We start from the raw sequence: 18,180 nt of genomic DNA on the forward strand, positions 1-18,180 counted from the left end.
GTCCATGAACACTGAAAGTCACGCGCCCAACTCCCGTACACCCAGCTGGATTCCGGCCGCCGGTATCGGAATCCGCAAGGCAGGAGTGCTGTTTGACGCCGTACGCGTGGACGGTGACATGGGACGGGACCTGGCCGATCTCCTCGTCACGCTCACTGGCGGTGACCCCGGGCCGATCGTCGTGCAGGCCAACGGGAGGCGGCCCGTGTACTTCCTGATCCCGGTCGGGAGTGCCGCGTACCGGATCTGGCCACCGGGCTTCACGCGGCTCGCGTCAGGGCCGCGCAGGACCACGTACATCCCCGTCCCGGCCCTGGACGGCGCCTGGCCGCTGGCCTGGCGGTGTCCGCCCGTGCGGGAGGACCGGTTCGTGCACGCCCTGCTGCTGTACCGGGCCGCCGGCCTCTACCAGGCCAGCTGCGAGATCTCCTCGGCCACCACCGCGCAGGCGTCCGCGGCGGGGTCGATCAGCGGGAAGTGACCGACGCCGTCCAGCAGGGTCAGACCCACGGTCTCCCCGGCCTTGGCCGCGGCGGCCACGTACGACTCGGCGACCTCCGGCGGAACCACGATGTCCTCGCGGCCGTGGACGACGGCCGTCGCGATCCCGGTCGGCAGCAGGGCCGCCGGGTCCGCGAACGGCAGGCGCTCCGCCCACTGGTCGGCGCCGCCCAGCAGCTGCGCGGACGCGCCGCCGCACACACCCAACTCCTCCGCGGCCACGAAGTCCGCGATGGGGGCCAGTGCCACCACGCCGCGCAGCAGCGGCGGGGAAGGCAGCCTCCAGGCGGCCGGGGACTCGGGCGGCAGGACGTGCCGGGCTGCCGCCCACAGTGCGAGGTGGCCGCCCGCCGAGTGGCCGGTGATGACCGTGCGGCGGGGGTCGGCCTGCGGGAGGTGGGCCGAGGCCAGGCCCGGGAGGGCGTCCATCGCGGCGGCGACGTCGTCGAAGGTCTCCGGCCAGCGGCCGGCCACGTGGCCCTCGGCGTTCTGGCGGGGCAGGGAACTGCCGCGCCGGTACTCGACGTTGGCGACGGCGAAACCCCGGCGGGCCAGGAAGTCCGCGAGCGGGGTGATGTGGTGCCGGTCGTACGGAGCCCGCCACGCACCGCCGTGCAGGACCACGACCAGCGGGGCCGCGCCCGCCGCGGTGTCGCCGCGCGGGACGTAGAAGTCGATCAGCTGGTCGGGGTGGTCCCCGTACGACCCGGTCGCGTCGGGGGCGACCGGCGGGTGGGAGAAGGCCGAGGCGGCCTCGGCGGCGTCCCGTTCGACTGCGGGGTCCGTCATCGGCTCAACCTCTCGGTAACGCGTGGGGACTGGTGTTCCGGCAGAGCGGGACCGTATCAGGCCGGAACAGGACCTTCCGTGGTGGGCGGCGGATACGGACGGGATGTGCGGGGGCGGACGGGGCCGAAGCCCCGCCCGCCCGGTTGCCGTGACGTTTCGCCGCTACATCACCCGAAAATGTGACCCAGTGTCCGGGCGGCGCGCTCCGCATCGGCGAAACCGACGTAGAGCGGAGTGAAACCGAAGCGCAGGACGTCCGGGGCACGGAAGTCCCCGATCACACCGCGGGAGATCAGGTCGTCCATGACCTCACGGGCGTTCTCGGTGCGCAGCGAGACCTGGCTGCCGCGCCGGTCATGCTCGGCCGGGGTGACCGATTCGACCTTGCCGGCCGGGACGTACGCCGCCACGCACTCCAGGAAGAAGTCCGTCAGGGCAAGGGACTTGGCCCGTACGGCTTCCACCGGGACCCCGTCCCAGGCATCGAGCGCGGCTTCCAGGGCCAGCATGGACAGAATGTCCGGAGTGCCGACCCGGCCGCGTATCGCGCCGGCCGCCGGGGCGTAGTCCGGGGTCATCGCGAAGGGCTCCGCGTGGCCGTTCCAGCCGGGCAGCGGGGAGTCGAAGGCACCCTGGTGACGTGCGGCGATGTAGAGGTACGCCGGGGAACCGGGGCCGCCGTTCAGGTACTTGTACGTACAGCCGACCGCGAGGTCGACGCCGTGCTCGTCGAGGTTGACGGGGAGGGCGCCGGCCGAGTGGCAGAGGTCCCAGACGGTGACGGCCCCGGCGGCACGGGCCGCCGCGGTGAGGGCCGGCAGGTCGTGGAGGCGGCCGGTGCGGTAGTCGACGTGGTTGAGGAGGACGACGGCGGTGTCCTCCCCCATCGCCTCGGCCGCGTGGGACGGGTCGACCGGGACGACGGTGAGGCCGGTCATCCGGGCGGCCGACTCGGCGATGTAGCCGTCGGTGGGGAAGGTGGACGCGTCGACCAGCAGCTGCGTACGGCCGGGGCGGGCCAGGCGGGCGGCGCCGACCAGGGCCTTGAACAGGTTGACGCTGGTGGAGTCGCCGACGACCGTCTGGCCGGGGGCGGCGCCGATGAGCGGGGACAGCTTGTCGCCGATCCGCTCGGGGGCGGTCCACCAGGTGCCGGTGCTCCAGGACTGGATGAGCTCGGTGCCCCACTCGTGCGTGATGACCTGGGCGATGCGCTGCGCGACGCCGGTCGGGAGGGCGCCGAGGGAGTTTCCGTCCAGGTAGACGACGCCGTCTGGGAGGGAGAAGCGGTCGCGGAGCTTGCCGAGCTCGTCGGCGGTGTCCAGCTCTGCGGCGCGGGCGGCCAGGTCCCGTGCGGCGCCGCTGCCGGCGGCTGCGCCCCCGGATCCCCGCGGGGCCGGATCGGCCTGCGGCTGCTGCGGAAGGGACGGGCCGACGGAGCCGGCCGGCACCTGGTCCACGGAAGGGTTCGCGTCAGACATGGCTTCGCGCCGTCCAGAGCTCGGGGAAGACGTTCTTCGTGGCGCGCTTCTCGAGCCAGGTCACGCCGGCCGAGCCGCCCGTGCCGGTCTTGGCGCCCATCGCGCGGCGGGTGGCGACCAGGTGGTCGTTGCGCCAGCGCCAGACGAGCTCCGCGACGTCCGTGAGGACCTCGCCGAGGCGGTGGAGGTCGAGCTGGGCGTCGGGGTCCGCGTACAGGGCGGTCCAGACGGCCTCGACCTCGGGCGAGGGCTCGTACCGCTGGGAGAGGTCGCGGTCCAGGACCGTCTGCGGGACCGGCAGGCCGCGGCGGGCCAGCAGGCGCAGCACCTCGTCGTAGAGGCTGGGCTCCTGGAGGGCCTTCTCCAGCTCCGCGTGGACGCGCGGGGCGCCGCGGTGCGGGACGAGCATGGAGGCCGACTTCTCGCCGAGCAGGAACTCCATCCTGCGGTACATCGCCGACTGGAAACCGGAGCCCTCGCCGAGGGCGGCGCGGTAGGCGTTGAACTGGCCCGGGGTGAGCTGGGCGAGCGGGCGCCAGGAGGCGTTGAGGGCTTCGAGCTCTCGGAGGGATCGTTTCAGCGCATCCATCGCGACGGGGATGCGGTCCTCGCGGAGGGCCTTCGCGGCCGTCTCCCATTCGTGGACGATGACCGTGAACCACAGCTCCATGACCTGGGTCGTCACCAGGAAGACCATCTCGCCCGGGTCATCCGAGCGCAGGTGCTGGAGGTGGGTGAGGACGTCCGCCTGGACGTAGTCCTCGTACGGGGTCGTGCCGGCGAAGTCGAGGTTCGGGGTGTCCGAACCGGCTCCGGAGGCATCAAGGGTGTTCGACATCGCTGTCTCCTCGACACGTGCTTCCGGGTAGCGGTCCGCTCCTTCCGATGGGTGAGTGGAGCCCCGGTCCCCTGCCCGCATCATAGGACCGGTTGCCGGACTCCCTCCAGCGCGGTGTGACCGGGGTCACGGTCACTTTTCGGACACTATGGCCGGTCGGGGCCCCGGTGCGGGGCCCCGACCACATGCGTACGCGCGCGGCTCAGGCGCCGAGGGTGTCCGCCGCAGTCTCGGACGAGTCGCGCAGGAAGGTCGAGCAGCGCTCGTACTCCTCCTTCTCGCCGATCGACTCGGCCGCACGCGACAGGGCGTACAGGGCCCGCAGGAAGCCGCGGTTCGGCTCGTGCTCCCACGGCACCGGGCCGTGGCCCTTCCAGCCCGCGCGACGCAGCGCGTCGAGGCCGCGGTGGTAGCCCGTACGGGCGTACGCGTACGACTCGACGGTGCGGCCGGCGGCGAACGCCTCGTCGGCGAGGGTCGCCCAGGCGAGGGACGAGGTCGGGTGAGCGGCGGCCACCTCGACGGCGGGCGTGCCCGCGGCCAGGGCCTCGCGGCCCGGCTCGTCGGGGAGGTGGGTGGGGGCGGGGCCCCCGAGCAGGTTCTGGTGAATGGACATGGTCCAAGTCTGGGGTATCGGGCCCCTCCGCGGTGCGGCGGTGGTGCGTACGGACGGTGGTCCAACCACCGCTGCGGCTCCCGGGGGTGAGGGGTGGTGGGCGCCCCACCACCAGTCGGCCCAGTCGTGTGCCCGGCACACCTCCCCGGCGAGGGGGCCGCGGGCGGACGGTAGGAGGGCCATCGACGAAGGGGGAGTCGTGAACACCACCATCAGCAGCGCGAGCAGCAGTACGTACCAGGGTGTCCGGGCGGGACGACGGAAGCTCGCGGACGAGGCCGTCGAGGAGCTGTGCGCAGCGGTGTTCACGTCCTTGCGGCGCAAGGACCAGCGGGAGCGGGGACGCCAGTACGTACGCGGACTGCTCGCCGCGGAGGGCCGCAAGTCGATCCGCAACATCGCGCAGCAGCTGGGGGCGGGGGCCGGCGCCACGGCGGCGGAACAGAGCCTGCACCACTTCATCGCCGCGTCGACGTGGGACTGGCAGCCGATCCGCGCGGCGCTGGCGCAGTACCTGGGGCAGGCGGCTCCGCTCAACGTGTGGGTCGCGCAGCCGATGGCGATCCCGAAGGGCGGGGAGCACTCGGTGGGTGCGGGGCACCGCTTCGACCCGCACCGGGGGCAGATGTTCCGCGGGCAGCAGGCGTTCGGGATGTGGTTCACGTCGCCGGGGGTGGTGACGCCGGTGGGATGGCGGCTGTTCCTCGGCGAGGAGCCGGAGGCCGCGCAGACCGAGTCGTACGAGGGCTACGAGGAGTGCGCGGTGACGGGCGTGCTCGACACCCTGCGGGAGTCGGGCCTGGCGCCGCGGCCGGTGGTGCTGGACATCCGGGACATCGCGACGCGGGCCACCCTGAACCGGTTCGCCGAGGCGCGGGTGCCGGTGGTGGGGCGGATCAGCCCCGAGGCGCGGCTGCTGGTGACGGACCCGCGGCTGCCGGGCTTCGGCGCGGGGACGCTCGCCGCACGGGACATCCTGCAGAACGTCAGGGGGCTGCGGATGCCGGTGGAGTGGGCGGCTCCCGACGCCCCGAATGCGCGGCGGACCTCGCTGGTGGCGGCGGTCCGGGTGATGGTGCCGGATCCGGCTCCGGGGCGGCGGCGCGAGGTACTGCTGTTCGGCGAGTGGGAGTCGGCCCGGCGGCTGCCGACGCAGTTGTGGGTCACGGACATGGTGCGGACGGATCCGGGGGCGCTGGTGCGGATGACGAAGACGGCGCACCGGGTCTCGGCGGCGGCCGGCCTCAGCGTGCAGGAGATCGGGCTCCGGGACTTCTCCGGCCGCTCCCTGCCGGGCTGGCACCGGCACGTGACCCTCGCTTCGGTGGCCCACGCGGCCCGCAGCCTGGAGCCGGCGGCGCCCCCGGTTCCCGCGCGGCACAGCCTGGTCCGCCGCCCGCGCCCCCACCACCCGACCCTGGCCACGCGCTGACGAAGGGCCCGGCCCTCCGTCGCAGGACGGTGGGCCGGGCCCTTCGGCACAGCAGGTGGAACGGGTGCAGCGGGTGGAGCGGGTGCTACTTCAGCTTCGTGCCCGTCGAGCGCAGGTTCGCGCACGCCTCGGTGACGCGCTTGGCCATGCTCGCCTCGGCGAGCTTGCCCCAGGTGCGCGGGTCGTAGGTGGACTTCTTGCCGACCTCGCCGTCGACCTTCAGGACACCGTCGTAGTTGCGGAACATGTGGTCCGCCACCGGGCGGGTGAAGGCGTACTGGGTGTCGGTGTCGAGGTTCATCTTCACGACGCCGTTCTCCAGCGCGGTGGCGATCTCCTGCTCGGAGGAGCCGGAGCCGCCGTGGAAGACGAAGTCGAACGGGCTGGTCTTGCCGTACTTCTCGCCGACGCCCTGCTGCAGGTCCTTCAGCAGCTCGGGACGCAGGACGACGTTGCCCGGCTTGTAGACGCCGTGCACGTTGCCGAAGGAGGCTGCCAGCAGGTAGCGGCCCTTCTCACCCAGGCCCAGGGCCTCGGCGGTGCGGATCGCGTCGTCGACGGTGGTGTACAGCTCGTCGTTGATCTCGTGGGTGACGCCGTCCTCCTCGCCACCGGTCGGGGTGATCTCGACCTCGAGGATGATCTTCGCGGCGGCGGCCTTGGCGAGCAGCTCCTGGCCGATGGCCAGGTTGTCGGCCAGGGTCTCGGCGGAGCCGTCCCACATGTGCGACTGGAAGAGCGGGTTCAGACCCTTGGCCACGCGCTCGGCGGACACCTCGAGCAGCGGGCGGACGTAGCCGTCCAGCTTGTCCTTGGGGCAGTGGTCGGTGTGCAGCGCGACGGTGACGTCGTACTTCGCCGCCACGATGTGCGCGAACTCGGCCAGGGCGACCGCGCCCGTGACCATGTCCTTCTTGTACTGGCCACCCAGGAACTCCGCACCACCGGTGGAGATCTGGATGATGCCGTCGCTCTCGGCCTCCGCGAAGCCGCGCAGTGCAGCGTGCAGGGTCTGGGTCGAGGTCACGTTGATCGCCGGGTAGGCAAACTTGCCTGCCTTCGCCCGGTCGAGCATCTCGTTGTAGACCTCGGGGGTTGCGATGGGCATCTGTCCGCTCCTTGGATGTGCGGGGAGTGTGCGATTGCTGGCCCTGACCTGGGGGCGACGTAACCGTCGGGCTCATCTTTCCAGACTCCGCGCGACACTCCACCCGTGCAGGCTGGACCGTTTCACGTGAAACATTCGGCCCGGCCGGGAAAGAGCAGGTCAGGACCTGTGCCTGGAGCCCCGGGGACCTGAGTCATCAGTTCTCCGGGGGGCCAGAATGCGAGATCAGGCGAGATTAGGCGAGATCACGCCAGATCGAGGTCGGCGAGCAGGTAGCCGGTGAGGTACGGCAGGCCCGCCTCGGCGATGGCGTCCGCGGCCCCGCGGTCCACGATCGTGGCGACGGCGACGACCTCGCCGCCGGCCTCGCGCACGGCCTCGACGGCGGTCAGCGGGGACCCGCCGGTGGTCGAGGTGTCCTCGACGACCAGGCAGCGCTTGCCCTTCACGTCGGTGCCCTCGATACGGCGCTGCATGCCGTGGGCCTTCTGTGCCTTGCGGACGACGAAGGCGTCGAGGCGTCCCCCGCGCGCGGCGGAGGCGTGGAGCATCGAGGTCGCGACCGGGTCGGCGCCCAGGGTCAGACCGCCGACGCAGTCGAAGTCCAGGTCGGCGGTGAGGTCGAGCATGACCTGGCCGACCATCGGGGCGGCCTCGCCGTCCAGGGTGATCCGGCGGAGGTCGATGTAGTAGTCGGCCTCCTTGCCGGAGGAGAGGGTCACCTTGCCGTGCACGACGGCCTTGTCCTTGATCTGCTGCAGAAGCGCATCGCGTACGTCACTCATGACCCCGAGCTTATTGGGTGCCGGTGCTACGAGAGCCGCCGCCAGGTCCACGTCGTGGAGATCTCCAGCGGGTCCACGGGGCTGACCAGGCGCGGCAGGGTGTTCAGCCCGTTCGGCGGGCCGGACTGCGGCTCCACGCAGACGGCCTCGCGCTGCTCGTCGTACACGACCACCCATTCCGCCGGGCTGGTGATCTTCAGTTCGAGCGCGCCGGGCCAGGTCAGGGTGGCCTCGACGCCGTACGGCATGCCGAAGCAGTCGTCCCAGGGGCCGGGCAGGGGCTCGATGCGCTTGCCGGTGGGCAGGTGATCGGCGCCGCGCTCCTCCTGCCAGGCGGGTGCGAAGTCGAGGCGTACGTCCTCGCCGCCGGCGCCGAGGTTGCGGTGGAACCAGGGGTGCCAGCCCGCCTGGGCCGGGAAGGAGTCCCCGTACGTCTCCACGCCCAGGCTGAGGGTCAGCGAATCGGGGCCCAGCTCCACGATCTGCGTGACCCGGCCCGGGTACGGCCAGGGCTCGGCGAGGTCGTACGTGAACGCCGCCTCGGCGGCGGTGACGCGGGCCGGGCGCCAGGGCGCGTCGCGGCCGAAGCCGTGGATGGCGTGCGGCGGATGGTTGACCGGCAGCTGGTGGACGGCGGCCCCGTCCCGGAACTGTCCGTTCGCCGTGCGCCCGCACCACGGCACCATCGGGAAGCATCCGTAGTGGGAGCCCTGGCGCAGCAGCTCCGTGCCGTCGATGCGCAGGCTGCTGATCCGGCAGCCGTTCTCCTGGTCGACGGTCACCTCGGCGCCGCCTGCGCTCAGTTGCGTACTCATGCAGCCGACTCTAACGAGGGGTCAGCGGCGGCGGCGCAGGGCTCTGCCGACCACGACCGCCGAGGCCAGCGCCAGGGCGGCGGCCGGGGCGATCCAGCGCAGGTTCGCGCCGGCGCTGGAGGTCGCGGGGGCCGGTACCGGGGCGTAACGGCCGCGCGGGGGTGCGTGGTCCACTTCCTCGGCGCTGCGCCCGATCATGGTGCGGCGGGCGTGGGCGGCCTCGGCGGGGGGCTGCACGGCGGCGCCGAACCCGTCGATCTCCCCGGTCTCCCCGGTCTGCCCGGTCTCGCCGCTCTCCCCGATCCGGCCGAAGTCCGGGAGGCCCTCGAAGTCGCCGTCCATGAAGGGGTCCAGGGACGGGGGCGGCACGTCGGTGTCGAAGACGGAGGCCGTGACCTCCGTGACGCCGCCGTCCTCCCCGTCGGGTGCATCGCCCTCCGCCTCCTCGGCCTCGGCGATGACGTCGGTCACCGGCTCCGCCGCTTCGGCCGCCAGCGCCGCGAGCTGCTCGGCGGCCCGGTCCAGGAGCCGCTGGACGGCGGTCGCGGTGGCCTCCGGCGGGAAGGCGGCGGCCCGCCCGTCGGCGGCGGCCTCGGCGGTGAACCCCAGCCGGGTCCCGTCGTCCACCGGGGTCAGCAGCAACGCCAGCGACAGCTTGACGGTCCCGCTGCCGCGGATCTCCGTGCCCTCACCGGCCACGGTGAACACGTACGGATCCCGTTCGGTGACGGACAGGGCCCCGCGGTAGGTGACGGTGTTCCCGCCGACCCGTAGTTTGAGGCGCCCCGAGACGGGCCCGGACGCGGCGTCGGCGTCCTGCTGGAGCCCGGGTACGCAGCGGGCCACCCGGGCGGGGTCGCGCAGCACGGCGCGGAGGCTGTCTGCCGGTACCGGAACGAACACCTGATGCTCCATGTGGTCGAGCCTACCGACGAGAGACCCTCCCGCACCCGGTCCGGCGCTTATGAATACCGCGGGTGCGGGAGCGTCGAGGGCGGCAGGCCCGCCAGCCGGGTGCGCTCGGCGTCGCGCGCGGCGTCCCGCAGGGACTGCGTGGACAGCGAGCGCAGCCCCGGCGTGTCGCGGCCCACGCGCAGCTCGGGGACCTGGTCCCGGCCGGCCAGTACGAAGCCCCAGTCCTGCGGCGGCGCGTCGGTCGTGCCGAGGCTGCGGTCGGGGCCGGCGGCGAAGCCCGAGAGCCGGCCGCCCGCGCTGTAGGGAGCGGTGTGCAGGCCGGCCGCGCGCAGGGTGGCCTCGACCGTCCAGTACGTGCGCGGGCGCGTGGCCAGCGGTCCGGCGTGCACGGCGAGCCGCCCGCCGGGGCGCAGGGCCCGGGCGGCGAGCCCGTAGAACTCCTGCGAGTACAGCTTCGTGCTGGGCGTGATGCCCGGGTCGGGGAGGTCGGAGAGGATGACGTCGTACCGGTCCCGCGCGGCCGGCCCACGCAGCCAGCGGAACGCGTCCTGCGTGACGACCCCGAGGCGCGGGTCCTCGTACACCCGGCCGTTGAGCGCGGACAGCATCGGGTCGGTGCGGGCGAGCCGGACCACGCCGGGGTCGAGCTCGACGACGGTGACGGAGGCGACGTCGCGGTAGCGCAGCACCTCGCGCGCGGCGAGCCCGTCGCCACCGCCGAGGACCAGCACCCGGGCGTGCGGGCCGGTCATCGCGGGGTGCACGAGGGCCTCGTGGTAGCGGTACTCGTCGTAGCCGCTGACCCGCAGCCGGCCGTCGAGGAACAGGTCGAGGGAGCGCGGGGAGCCGGTGGCGGGGCCGGTCAGCACGAGCTCCTGGACGTCGGTCTGCTGCGCGACCCGGACCTCGCCGCCGTAGACGGCACGCCGGGCGACCCGCTCGAAGTCGTCGGCGAGGACGGTCGCGCAGGCGAGGACGGCCAGCACGGTGACGTTCGCGGCGATGAGCAGCCAGCGGGAGCGCCGGCTCAGGTCGCGGCGGAACAGCCACAGGACGAGGCCCACGCCGACGACCGCGTTGACGGTGCCGGTCAGCATGGCGCCGGTGAGCTGGCCGAGCACCGGCAGCAGCAGGAACGGGAACGCCAGCCCTCCGACCAGGGCGCCCACGTAGTCGGCGGCGAACAGGTCGGCGACGGCGCCGCCCGCGTCCTGCCTGCGGATCCGCTGGATGAGGACCATCAGCAGCGGGATCTCGGCGCCGATGAGCACGCCGATCGCGAAGGAGAAGGCCACGAGGGCGGGCCGGGACTCGCCCAGCCACGCGAAGCTCGCATACAGCGCCATCGCCGAGAGCCCGCCGAGCAGGGCGAGGCCCGCCTCGATCACGGCGAAACCGAACGCGGGCCGTCTGCGCAGCCGTTTGGCCAGCAGGGAGCCGACCCCCATCGCGAAGACCATGACGGACAGCACGACGGACGCCTGGGTGACGGAATCGCCGATGAGGTAGGAGCCGAGGGCGAGCAGCTCCAGTTCGTACACGAGCCCGCAGGCGGCGCAGACGAACACGGTGGCCAGGACGAGGAGTCGGCCGGTCCGGGGCCGTACAGGCAGGGCGGCCGGGAGGGTCGCCACGCCCCGCGGCTCCGGAGCCGGGAGCACCCGGCGCGGGACGGAACGGTCGATCATGAAGCGAACGGTACGTCACCGCCCACTCGCATCCCGTCACCCACATGGGTGCAAGTGACGTACGGTTCCAGCCAGTTGGCGTAACCGAATGGGGACGCCCGCGACGTCTGCGCCCCGGAACGCCCAGCCCAGTCCCGCACTACCGCGTGACGGACTCCAGGGCGCCCGCGGGTGCGCCGGTGCGCACACCGACCCTCGTACGAGTGGCCACCAACTGGCCTTCCTGCGGATACGCGTGCCAGGTCCGCCAGCGCACCTGACCCTCGTGGCGCTGCGCGAGCATGGCGGTGAAGGCGTGCGGGCTGCCGGGAAAGGTTCCGGCCAATCCGTTCGGGTGATCCGCGACCAGCGCCAGCAGTTCCTGCGCACGCCCCGCGAAGGAGCCCTGCGACAGGGTCTCGACCCGCGCGGCGAACTCGTACTCCCAGCCCCCCATCCGCTTGGCCACGCCGAGCGGCAGCGGCGTACTGCTGCCGGGCATGCAGGCGACCGTCTCCGAGCAGAGCACCCGGCCCTCCTCCAGGAGCACCTGGTGCGAGGCTCCGAGCAGGCGCAACTCCACCTTCGCTCCCGCCAGTTCGAGGTTCAGTACGGCCAGGGCGGGCAGTCGGTCCCGACCCAGGGCCCAGGCGAGATCGGCGGCACGCGTGTCGGTATAGGTGGTCTGGAGGGTCGTGAGCATGAGTCGGCTCCGCAAACGCGCGAGGGAGATGGGCCGGGGCCCGCCAGCGGTAGTCAACGGGTGGGGGGACACCGGCACGGGTCCACAGGAAGTCCAGGGAGGTCCGAGGACTGGTCTACTCAACCGAGGGAATCATGAAAGGCACGGCACTCACAGCGTTTTTACCCAACTTGATTGGGTTTACATCCCCCCGGGGGCTACACAGTTCACGTGTTCAACCACAGGCGTCCCGCGCGTCGCTCCGCGACGGGCCGAGGAGCCGGAACATGAGGGCGCCCGACGGCAGTTAGCACCGTCGGGCGCCCCGACGCACGCGGCGCCAGCTGCCCCGTGTCAGCTGGAACCGCAACCTCCGCCGCCGCAGGAGGACGATCCTCCACCGCACGACGAGGAGGAACCGCAGGAGGAGCCGCTCCCGCACGAGCCCGAAGACCCGCCGCCACCGTTCGCCCACCACGACGAGCGGGAGCCCGAGCCGGAATCGGCACCGGTGAAGGCGCGAACCACCTTCCGCACCAGGAGCACGAAGCCCAGGACGACCAGCGCCACGAACACCAAACCGAAGACAGACATGAAACCCAACCCCCGTTCACCGTTCATCGCCCCGGTCTCCCGGGGTGTGAAGGGGGGATGCCCGCACGCCACCCGGGCCAAAGCACACTTGAGCAAGTCCAGAGGTTCCCCGCAGGATGGCGCCCATGAGCGCACCCGTGGGCGGCAGCCGCCCCCTCCTGAACCGCCGCCTGGCGTCCTTCGGTACGACGATCTTCGCGGAGATGTCGGCCCTGGCCGCCCGTACCGGGTCGATCAACCTCGGCCAGGGCTTCCCCGACACGGACGGCCCGGCCGAGATCGCCGAGGCCGCCTCCCGCGCCGTGCTCTCGGGCCTGGGCAACCAGTACCCGCCGGGCCCCGGCATCCCGGAGCTGCGCACCGCGATCGCCCGGCACCAGCAGCGGTTCTACGGCCTGGCCCACGACCCGGACACGGAGGTCCTGGTCACCGCCGGCGCGACGGAGGCCATCGCCGCCTCGCTGCTCGCCCTGCTCGAACCGGGCGACGAGGTCATCGCCCTGGAGCCGTACTACGACTCGTACGCGGCCTGCATCGCGATGGCCGGCGCCACCCGCGTACCGGTGACCCTGCGCCCGGACGCCGGTACCTTCACGCTCGACCTCGACGAACTGCGCGCCGCGGTCACCCCGCGCACCCGGCTGCTCCTGCTGAACACCCCGCACAACCCGACGGGCACCGTCCTGGCCCCGGCCGAGCTCGCGGCGATCGCGGAACTGGCGGTGGAGCGCAACCTCCTCGTCGTCACGGACGAGGTCTACGAACACCTGGTCTTCGAGGGCGCCCACGTCCCGCTGGCCTCGCTGCCCGGCATGCGCGAGCGCACGGTCACCATCAGCTCGGCCGGCAAGACGTTCTCCTTCACGGGCTGGAAGGTCGGCTGGATCACCGCCCCGCCGGAGCTCGTCTCGGCGGTCCGCTCGGCGAAGCAGTTCCTGACGTACGTCTCCTCGGGCCCCTTCCAGTACGCCATCGCCGAGGCCCTGGACCTCCCCGACGGCTATTACGAGGACTTCCGCGCCGACCTGGCCGCCAAGCGCGACATCCTCGCCGACGGCCTCGCGGCGGCCGGCTTCGAGGTCTTCCGCCCCCGGGGCACGTACTTCATCACCACGGACATCACCCCGCTCGGCGAAAAGGACGGCCTCGCCTTCTGCCGCGCCCTCCCGGAACGCTGCGGCGTCGTCGCCATCCCCAACCAGGTCTTCTACGACCACCGGTCCGCAGGAGCCACCCAGGTCCGCTGGGCCTTCTGCAAGAAGACCGAGGTCCTCGAAGAGGCCGCCGCGCGCCTGCGCCGGCTCTGACCCGGGCGCTCATCGGGCGGACGCCTCCGGGGCGGGCTGATTTCACCGGAGATTCCGGGGGCATTCACGCCCCCGGGAAGGTGGTGAGCTTTAGGGTGCCCGAGGCTCTCCTCGTCGGGATGGGCGTACGCACGCAGCGCGGGAAAGACGGGGTTCATGACGGCGACGGGCAGTGCGTCGGTTTCCGTGCGGCCGCAGGAGCTCCGGACCGGCAGGGTGCCCGCCGCCCTCGTCGCGCTCGGGGTGTTCGCCGCCGTCCGGGCCGGCGGGGCGCTGGTGCTCACCGTCGGGGCGTGGTGGGCCGGACGGAGCCCCGTCCGCGTGCTCGGGCACTCCTGGGACTCCGTCTGGTACCTCGGCATCGCCGTGCACGGCTACGGCCGCACGCAGATGTGGGCCCGGTCCGGGCTGGTGCAGAGCGACTACGCCTTCTTCCCGCTGTACCCGCTGCTCGTCCGGCTGGCCGGAGCCACCCCCTGGGCCGGACTGCTCGTCGCCTGGACCGCCGCCGCCGTGGCCGCCGTCGGGGTGTACCGGGTCGGGGAGCTGGTGCTCGGCCCGCGCGTCGGGGTGCTGCTGGCCGCACTGTGGGCGGCGAGCCCGCACGCGGTGGTGCTCACCCTCGCCTACACCGAGCCACTGCTGGCCGCGCTCGCCGCCTGGGCCCTGTACGCCGTACTGCGCGAGCGCTGGCTGTGGGCCACGGGCCTCGCCGTGCTCGCCGGGCTGACCCGCCCGACCGGGATCGCCGTCGCCGCCGCCGTGTCCGCCATGGCCGTGCACGCGCTGTTCGTACGCGGATCCCGCGCGCCCGAGGTGTGGGCGGCCGCACTGCTGGCCCCGGCGGGCTGGGCGGCGTACGTCGTGGCCGTCGGGATACGCATTGGGGATCCGGCCGGGTACTTCACCGTGCAGCGGCGCTGGGGCTCCCGCTTCGACTTCGGCTCGTACACGACGGGCACCGTCTGGCGGGTGCTGACCGGGGGGCACGTACCGCTCGCCACCGTCGTGACCGTGGCCGTGCTGGCCGCGGCCGGGCTCCTGGCGGTGCTCCTGCTGCTCGACCGGATGCCGCCGGCGCTGCTCGTGTACACCGCCGTGCTGCTGCTGATCACCTACGGCGGGGCCGGCTACTTCGAGTCGAAGCCGCGCTTCCTGCTGCCGGCGTTCCCGCTGCTCCTGCCGGTCGCCGCCGCAATGGCGCGAGCCCGGCCGCGCTCCGCGGTCGTGGTGACCGCGGGGCTGGCCGGGCTCTCGTACGGCTACGGGCTGTACCTGCTGCTGATCGCCCGCGTGCCGCTGTGACGGGTGGCGACGACTAGTTGTCGTCGTCCCCGTCCTTTTCGTCACCGTCGGTCGAGTCGATCTCCTTCTCCAGTCCGAGCTGCTCCACGAGCCACTTGTCGAACTCGATGGAGGCACGGACCCAGCTGACCGTGGAGGAAACGAAGTGCTCCAGGTTGACGCCGGTGCCGATCAGCATCTGCGCCTCGCCGATCAGGCGGACGGAGCCGTCGTCGTGCGTGTGGCTGTAGACCTTCGGCCACAGGGTGCGACGGTTCCAGTCGTCGATCGACTCGAGGAGCTGGGGCTTGTCCTCGATCGCGTGCGGACGGTCGTAGAAGGTCCGCACCGAGAAGACCTGCTGCTCGTCCTCGCCGCGGAACATGAAGTACGTACGGAACTCTTCCCACGGCGCCGCGAGGTCACCCTCGTCGTCGACGACGTACTTGAGCTCCATCTGCTCCAGCAGCTGCTTGACCAGATCCTGGTCGGGGACGACGGGGCCCGCCGGTCCTGTGGCCTGCGGATCGGGCTGCTGCCCTCCGAAGTTCGGAATCGAGGCCGGGTCGATGCTCACCGTGTTTTCCCTTCGTGCGGATGTTGTCATCCTCCCCCATGTCTCCCACCCCCTGTCCACCCCCGCACGCACGATCCGCGCAGGGCGGACAGGAGTAAGCCGCCGATAAGGCCGGCTGGGGGACGTATGCCTCAGAGGGCCTTGCCGACGATGAGGTCCTCGCCGGCCACGTCGACCCGTACGGTGTCGCCGTCGCGGACCTCGCCCGCCAGGATCTCCTTGGCCAGGCGGTCGCCGATCGCCGTCTGGATCAGGCGGCGCAGCGGGCGGGCACCGTACGCCGGATCGTTGCCCCTGTCCGCCAGCCAGGCCAGGGCGTCGGGGGTGACGTCCAGGGTCAGGCGGCGCTCCGCCAGGCGCTTGGCCAGGCGGCCGATCTGGAGCTCGGCGATGTGCGCCAGCTCGTCCCTCGTCAGCGCGGAGAAGACCACCAGGTCGTCGAGGCGGTTGAGGAACTCCGGCTTGAAGGAGGCGCGGACCACTTCCAGGACCCGGTCCCGCTTCTCCTGCGCCGAGCTCGCCGGATCCATCAGGAACTGGCTGCCCAGGTTCGAGGTCAGGATCAGGATCGTGTTGCGGAAGTCCACGGTACGGCCCTGGCCGTCCGTGAGGCGGCCGTCGTCCAGGACCTGGAGCAGGATGTCGAAGACCTCGGGGTGGGCCTTCTCGACCTCGTCCAGGAGCACCACGGAGTACGGGCGGCGGCGTACGGCCTCGGTGAGCTGGCCGCCCTCCTCGTAGCCGACGTACCCGGGCGGGGCGCCGACCAGGCGGGCCACGCTGTGCTTCTCGGAGTACTCCGACATGTCGATGCGGACCATGGCCCGCTCGTCGTCGAAGAGGAAGTCCGCGAGGGCCTTGGCCAGCTCCGTCTTGCCCACGCCCGTCGGGCCCAGGAAGAGGAACGAGCCGGTCGGGCGGTCCGGGTCCGCGATCCCGGCCCGGGTGCGGCGTACGGCGTCCGAGACGGCCCGTACGGCCTCGCCCTGGCCGATCAGGCGGCGGCCCAGCTCGTCCTCCATGCGCAGCAGCTTCTGCGTCTCCCCTTCGAGGAGACGGCCCGCCGGGATGCCCGTCCAGGCGCCCACCACGTCCGCGATGTCGTCGGGGCCCACCTCGTCCTTGACCATCGTCCCCTTGGAGGCGCCGGTCTTGGAGGCCTCTTCCTCCTCCTCGGTGGCCTCCGCCAGCTCGCGCTCCAGCGTCGGGATCTCCCCGTAGAGCAGCTTGGAGGCGGTGTCGAAGTCGCCGTCGCGCTGTGCGCGCTCGGCCTGGCCGCGCAGGTCGTCCAGGCGCTCCTTGAGCTCGCCGACGCGGTTGAGGGACTGCTTCTCCTTCTCCCAGCGGGCGGTCAGGCCCCGCAGGTCCTCCTCCCGGTCCGCCAGGTCCTTGCGGATCTTCTCCAGGCGCTCGATCGAGGCCGGGTCGGACTCGTTCTTCAGCGCCAGCTCCTCCATCCGCAGGCGGTCGACCGAGCGCTGCAGCTCGTCGATCTCCAGCGGCGAGGAGTCGATCTCCATGCGCAGCCGGGACGCGGCCTCGTCGACCAGGTCGATGGCCTTGTCGGGGAGGAAGCGGGAGGTGATGTACCGGTCGGAGAGGGTCGCGGCGGCCACCAGCGCGCTGTCGTTGATGACGACCTTGTGGTGGGCCTCGTAGCGCCCCTTGAGCCCGCGCAGGATCGCGATGGTGTCCTCGACGGACGGCTCGGCGACCAGCACCTGCTGGAAGCGACGCTCCAGCGCCGGGTCCTTCTCGATCCGCTCGCGGTACTCGTCGAGCGTGGTCGCGCCGACCATCCGCAGCTCGCCGCGGGCCAGCATGGGCTTGAGCATGTTGCCCGCGTCCATGGCCGAATCGCCGCCGGCGCCCGCGCCGACGACGGTGTGCAGCTCGTCGATGAAGGTGATGATCTGGCCGTCGCTGGACTTGATCTCGGCGAGGACCGTCTTCAGCCGCTCTTCGAACTCGCCGCGGTACTTCGCGCCCGCGACCATCGCGCCGAGGTCCAGGGAGACGAGGCGCTTGTTCTTGAGGGACTCGGGGACGTCGCCCTTCACGATGCGCTGTGCGAGGCCCTCGACGACGGCCGTCTTGCCGACGCCGGGCTCGCCGATGAGCACCGGGTTGTTCTTCGTACGGCGCGACAGGACCTGGACGACGCGCCGGATCTCCTGGTCGCGGCCGATGACGGGGTCGAGCTTGCCCTCACGCGCGGCCGCCGTGAAGTCCGTGCCGAACTTCTCGAGGGCCTTGTACTGGCCCTCGGGGTCGGGGGTGGTCACCCGCCGTCCTCCTCGTGCGTTCTCGAAGGCGTCCAGCAGCTTCTTCGCCGTCGCGCCCTGGGTGGAAAGGACCTCACCGGCCGCGCCGCCCTTGGCGGCGATCGCGATGAGGAGGTGTTCGGTGGAGAGGTACTCGTCGCCGAGCTTCCCGGCCTGCTGGTCGGCCTCGGCGAGTACGGCGAGCAGCTCGCGGGTGGGCTGCGGGGGTGCGACCGTGGAGCCCGTGACGCTGGGCAGGGCCGCCAGCAGCCGCTCTGCGCCGCCCCGGACGGCCGCCTGGTCGGCCTCGGTGGCCGCGAGGAGGTCGGTGATGTTCTCGTTGTCCTCGCCGGCGAGGAGGGCCAGTAGCAGGTGCGCCGGGGTCAGATCCGCGTGGCCGTCCTTCACGGCCCGGCTGGTGGCCGCGTTCAGCGCGTCCCGGCTCTTGTTGGTCAGCTCGGCATCCACGTGCGACTTCTCCTCTCAGACAGGTCAGACAGGTCTCAGGAAGGCTTTAGTCTCGTG

At 72.2% G+C, this 18,180-nt stretch carries 16 protein-coding genes; 4 read left to right on the forward strand and 12 right to left on the reverse strand.

Annotated features, from left to right (window positions below):
• The first annotated feature begins 4 nt into the window (after window positions 1–4).
• Window positions 5–481, forward strand: coding sequence for a hypothetical protein (locus ACZ5WG_RS08815; RefSeq protein ID WP_468721717.1), 477 nt, complete (start codon window positions 5–7; stop codon window positions 479–481).
• Here the strand turns inward: ACZ5WG_RS08815 and ACZ5WG_RS08820 are convergent.
• The 4 genes from ACZ5WG_RS08820 to ACZ5WG_RS08835 form a co-directional block, all read right to left on the reverse strand.
• Window positions 406–1,290: an alpha/beta hydrolase family protein gene (locus ACZ5WG_RS08820; RefSeq protein ID WP_468721719.1), complete on the reverse strand. Its 885-nt coding sequence runs from the start codon at window positions 1,288–1,290 to the stop codon at window positions 406–408. The genes ACZ5WG_RS08815 and ACZ5WG_RS08820 overlap by 76 nt on opposite strands.
• A gap of 167 nt (window positions 1,291–1,457) precedes the next feature.
• Window positions 1,458–2,771 (reverse strand): kynureninase, encoded by a 1,314-nt coding sequence (kynU, locus tag ACZ5WG_RS08825; protein WP_468721720.1) that lies wholly within the window; start codon window positions 2,769–2,771, stop codon window positions 1,458–1,460.
• A complete protein-coding gene (locus tag ACZ5WG_RS08830) occupies window positions 2,764–3,609 on the reverse strand; it encodes a tryptophan 2,3-dioxygenase family protein (protein WP_468721722.1) in 846 nt (281 codons plus the stop codon). The genes kynU and ACZ5WG_RS08830 overlap by 8 nt, the downstream gene beginning before the upstream one ends.
• A 202-nt stretch (window positions 3,610–3,811) precedes the next feature.
• Window positions 3,812–4,225, reverse strand: coding sequence for a DUF3151 domain-containing protein (locus ACZ5WG_RS08835; protein WP_468721724.1), 414 nt, complete (start codon window positions 4,223–4,225; stop codon window positions 3,812–3,814).
• A gap of 199 nt (window positions 4,226–4,424) precedes the next feature.
• On the opposite strand from ACZ5WG_RS08835, the gene ACZ5WG_RS08840 reads away from it, so the two are divergent.
• Window positions 4,425–5,657, forward strand: coding sequence for an IS701 family transposase (locus ACZ5WG_RS08840; protein ID WP_468721725.1), 1,233 nt, complete (start codon window positions 4,425–4,427; stop codon window positions 5,655–5,657).
• Window positions 5,658–5,742: 85 nt separating this feature from the next.
• Here ACZ5WG_RS08840 and fbaA read toward each other — a convergent pair whose 3' ends face one another.
• From fbaA to ACZ5WG_RS08870, 6 genes are all read right to left on the reverse strand, one after another.
• Complete coding sequence (gene fbaA / locus ACZ5WG_RS08845; protein WP_389414333.1) at window positions 5,743–6,765, reverse strand: class II fructose-bisphosphate aldolase; 1,023 nt, start codon at window positions 6,763–6,765, stop codon at window positions 5,743–5,745.
• A gap of 245 nt (window positions 6,766–7,010) precedes the next feature.
• Window positions 7,011–7,550 (reverse strand): orotate phosphoribosyltransferase, encoded by a 540-nt coding sequence (gene pyrE, locus ACZ5WG_RS08850; RefSeq protein ID WP_468721727.1) that lies wholly within the window; start codon window positions 7,548–7,550, stop codon window positions 7,011–7,013.
• Between the two features lie 26 nt (window positions 7,551–7,576).
• Window positions 7,577–8,365, reverse strand: coding sequence for an aldose epimerase family protein (locus ACZ5WG_RS08855; RefSeq protein WP_468721729.1), 789 nt, complete (start codon window positions 8,363–8,365; stop codon window positions 7,577–7,579).
• Between the two features lie 21 nt (window positions 8,366–8,386).
• On the reverse strand, window positions 8,387–9,280 hold the full coding sequence (locus ACZ5WG_RS08860) for an SRPBCC family protein (protein WP_468721730.1): 894 nt from the start codon (window positions 9,278–9,280) through the stop codon (window positions 8,387–8,389).
• A 47-nt stretch (window positions 9,281–9,327) separates the two neighbouring features.
• The gene (locus ACZ5WG_RS08865) at window positions 9,328–10,968 is read right to left on the reverse strand and encodes a polyamine aminopropyltransferase (protein ID WP_468721731.1); all 1,641 of its coding nucleotides are present in this window, start codon (window positions 10,966–10,968) and stop codon (window positions 9,328–9,330) included.
• A gap of 139 nt (window positions 10,969–11,107) precedes the next feature.
• Window positions 11,108–11,650 carry a DUF2617 family protein gene (locus ACZ5WG_RS08870; RefSeq protein ID WP_468721732.1) on the reverse strand — a complete coding sequence of 181 codons (543 nt, stop codon included), beginning with the start codon at window positions 11,648–11,650 and terminating at the stop codon, window positions 11,108–11,110.
• A 689-nt stretch (window positions 11,651–12,339) separates the two neighbouring features.
• Between ACZ5WG_RS08870 and ACZ5WG_RS08875 the strand changes: the two genes are divergently transcribed.
• Together ACZ5WG_RS08875 and ACZ5WG_RS08880 are read left to right on the forward strand one after the other, a co-directional pair.
• Window positions 12,340–13,530 (forward strand): pyridoxal phosphate-dependent aminotransferase, encoded by a 1,191-nt coding sequence (locus tag ACZ5WG_RS08875; protein WP_468721733.1) that lies wholly within the window; start codon window positions 12,340–12,342, stop codon window positions 13,528–13,530.
• 156 nt (window positions 13,531–13,686) lie between these two features.
• The gene (locus ACZ5WG_RS08880; RefSeq protein ID WP_468721735.1) at window positions 13,687–14,835 is read left to right on the forward strand and encodes a mannosyltransferase family protein; all 1,149 of its coding nucleotides are present in this window, start codon (window positions 13,687–13,689) and stop codon (window positions 14,833–14,835) included.
• Between the two features lie 13 nt (window positions 14,836–14,848).
• Here ACZ5WG_RS08880 and ACZ5WG_RS08885 read toward each other — a convergent pair whose 3' ends face one another.
• Complete coding sequence (locus tag ACZ5WG_RS08885; protein ID WP_266627182.1) at window positions 14,849–15,391, reverse strand: type III secretion system chaperone family protein; 543 nt, start codon at window positions 15,389–15,391, stop codon at window positions 14,849–14,851.
• Between the two features lie 131 nt (window positions 15,392–15,522).
• Complete coding sequence (clpB, locus tag ACZ5WG_RS08890) at window positions 15,523–18,123, reverse strand: ATP-dependent chaperone ClpB (RefSeq protein ID WP_468721737.1); 2,601 nt, start codon at window positions 18,121–18,123, stop codon at window positions 15,523–15,525.
• Window positions 18,124–18,180 lie beyond the last annotated feature (57 nt).

The organism is Streptomyces sp. NPDC032745, assembly GCF_055579465.1.

Excerpts from the sequence above, each read along its gene's own strand:
- ACZ5WG_RS08870 (WP_468721732.1), bottom strand. The coding sequence starts at position 11,650 with ATGCTCACGACCCTCCAGACCACCTATACCGACACGCGTGCCGCCGAT.
- kynU (WP_468721720.1), bottom strand. The coding sequence starts at position 2,771 with ATGTCTGACGCGAACCCTTCCGTGGACCAGGTGCCGGCCGGCTCCGTC.
- ACZ5WG_RS08860 (WP_468721730.1), bottom strand. The coding sequence starts at position 9,280 with ATGGAGCATCAGGTGTTCGTTCCGGTACCGGCAGACAGCCTCCGCGCC.
- ACZ5WG_RS08880 (WP_468721735.1), top strand. The coding sequence starts at position 13,687 with ATGACGGCGACGGGCAGTGCGTCGGTTTCCGTGCGGCCGCAGGAGCTC.
- ACZ5WG_RS08835 (WP_468721724.1), bottom strand. The coding sequence starts at position 4,225 with ATGTCCATTCACCAGAACCTGCTCGGGGGCCCCGCCCCCACCCACCTC.
- ACZ5WG_RS08830 (WP_468721722.1), bottom strand. The coding sequence starts at position 3,609 with ATGTCGAACACCCTTGATGCCTCCGGAGCCGGTTCGGACACCCCGAAC.
- ACZ5WG_RS08820 (WP_468721719.1), bottom strand. The coding sequence starts at position 1,290 with ATGACGGACCCCGCAGTCGAACGGGACGCCGCCGAGGCCGCCTCGGCC.
- ACZ5WG_RS08865 (WP_468721731.1), bottom strand. The coding sequence starts at position 10,968 with ATGATCGACCGTTCCGTCCCGCGCCGGGTGCTCCCGGCTCCGGAGCCG.
- fbaA (WP_389414333.1), bottom strand. The coding sequence starts at position 6,765 with ATGCCCATCGCAACCCCCGAGGTCTACAACGAGATGCTCGACCGGGCG.
- ACZ5WG_RS08875 (WP_468721733.1), top strand. The coding sequence starts at position 12,340 with ATGGCGCCCATGAGCGCACCCGTGGGCGGCAGCCGCCCCCTCCTGAAC.
- ACZ5WG_RS08815 (WP_468721717.1), top strand. The coding sequence starts at position 5 with ATGAACACTGAAAGTCACGCGCCCAACTCCCGTACACCCAGCTGGATT.
- ACZ5WG_RS08855 (WP_468721729.1), bottom strand. The coding sequence starts at position 8,365 with ATGAGTACGCAACTGAGCGCAGGCGGCGCCGAGGTGACCGTCGACCAG.
- pyrE (WP_468721727.1), bottom strand. The coding sequence starts at position 7,550 with ATGAGTGACGTACGCGATGCGCTTCTGCAGCAGATCAAGGACAAGGCC.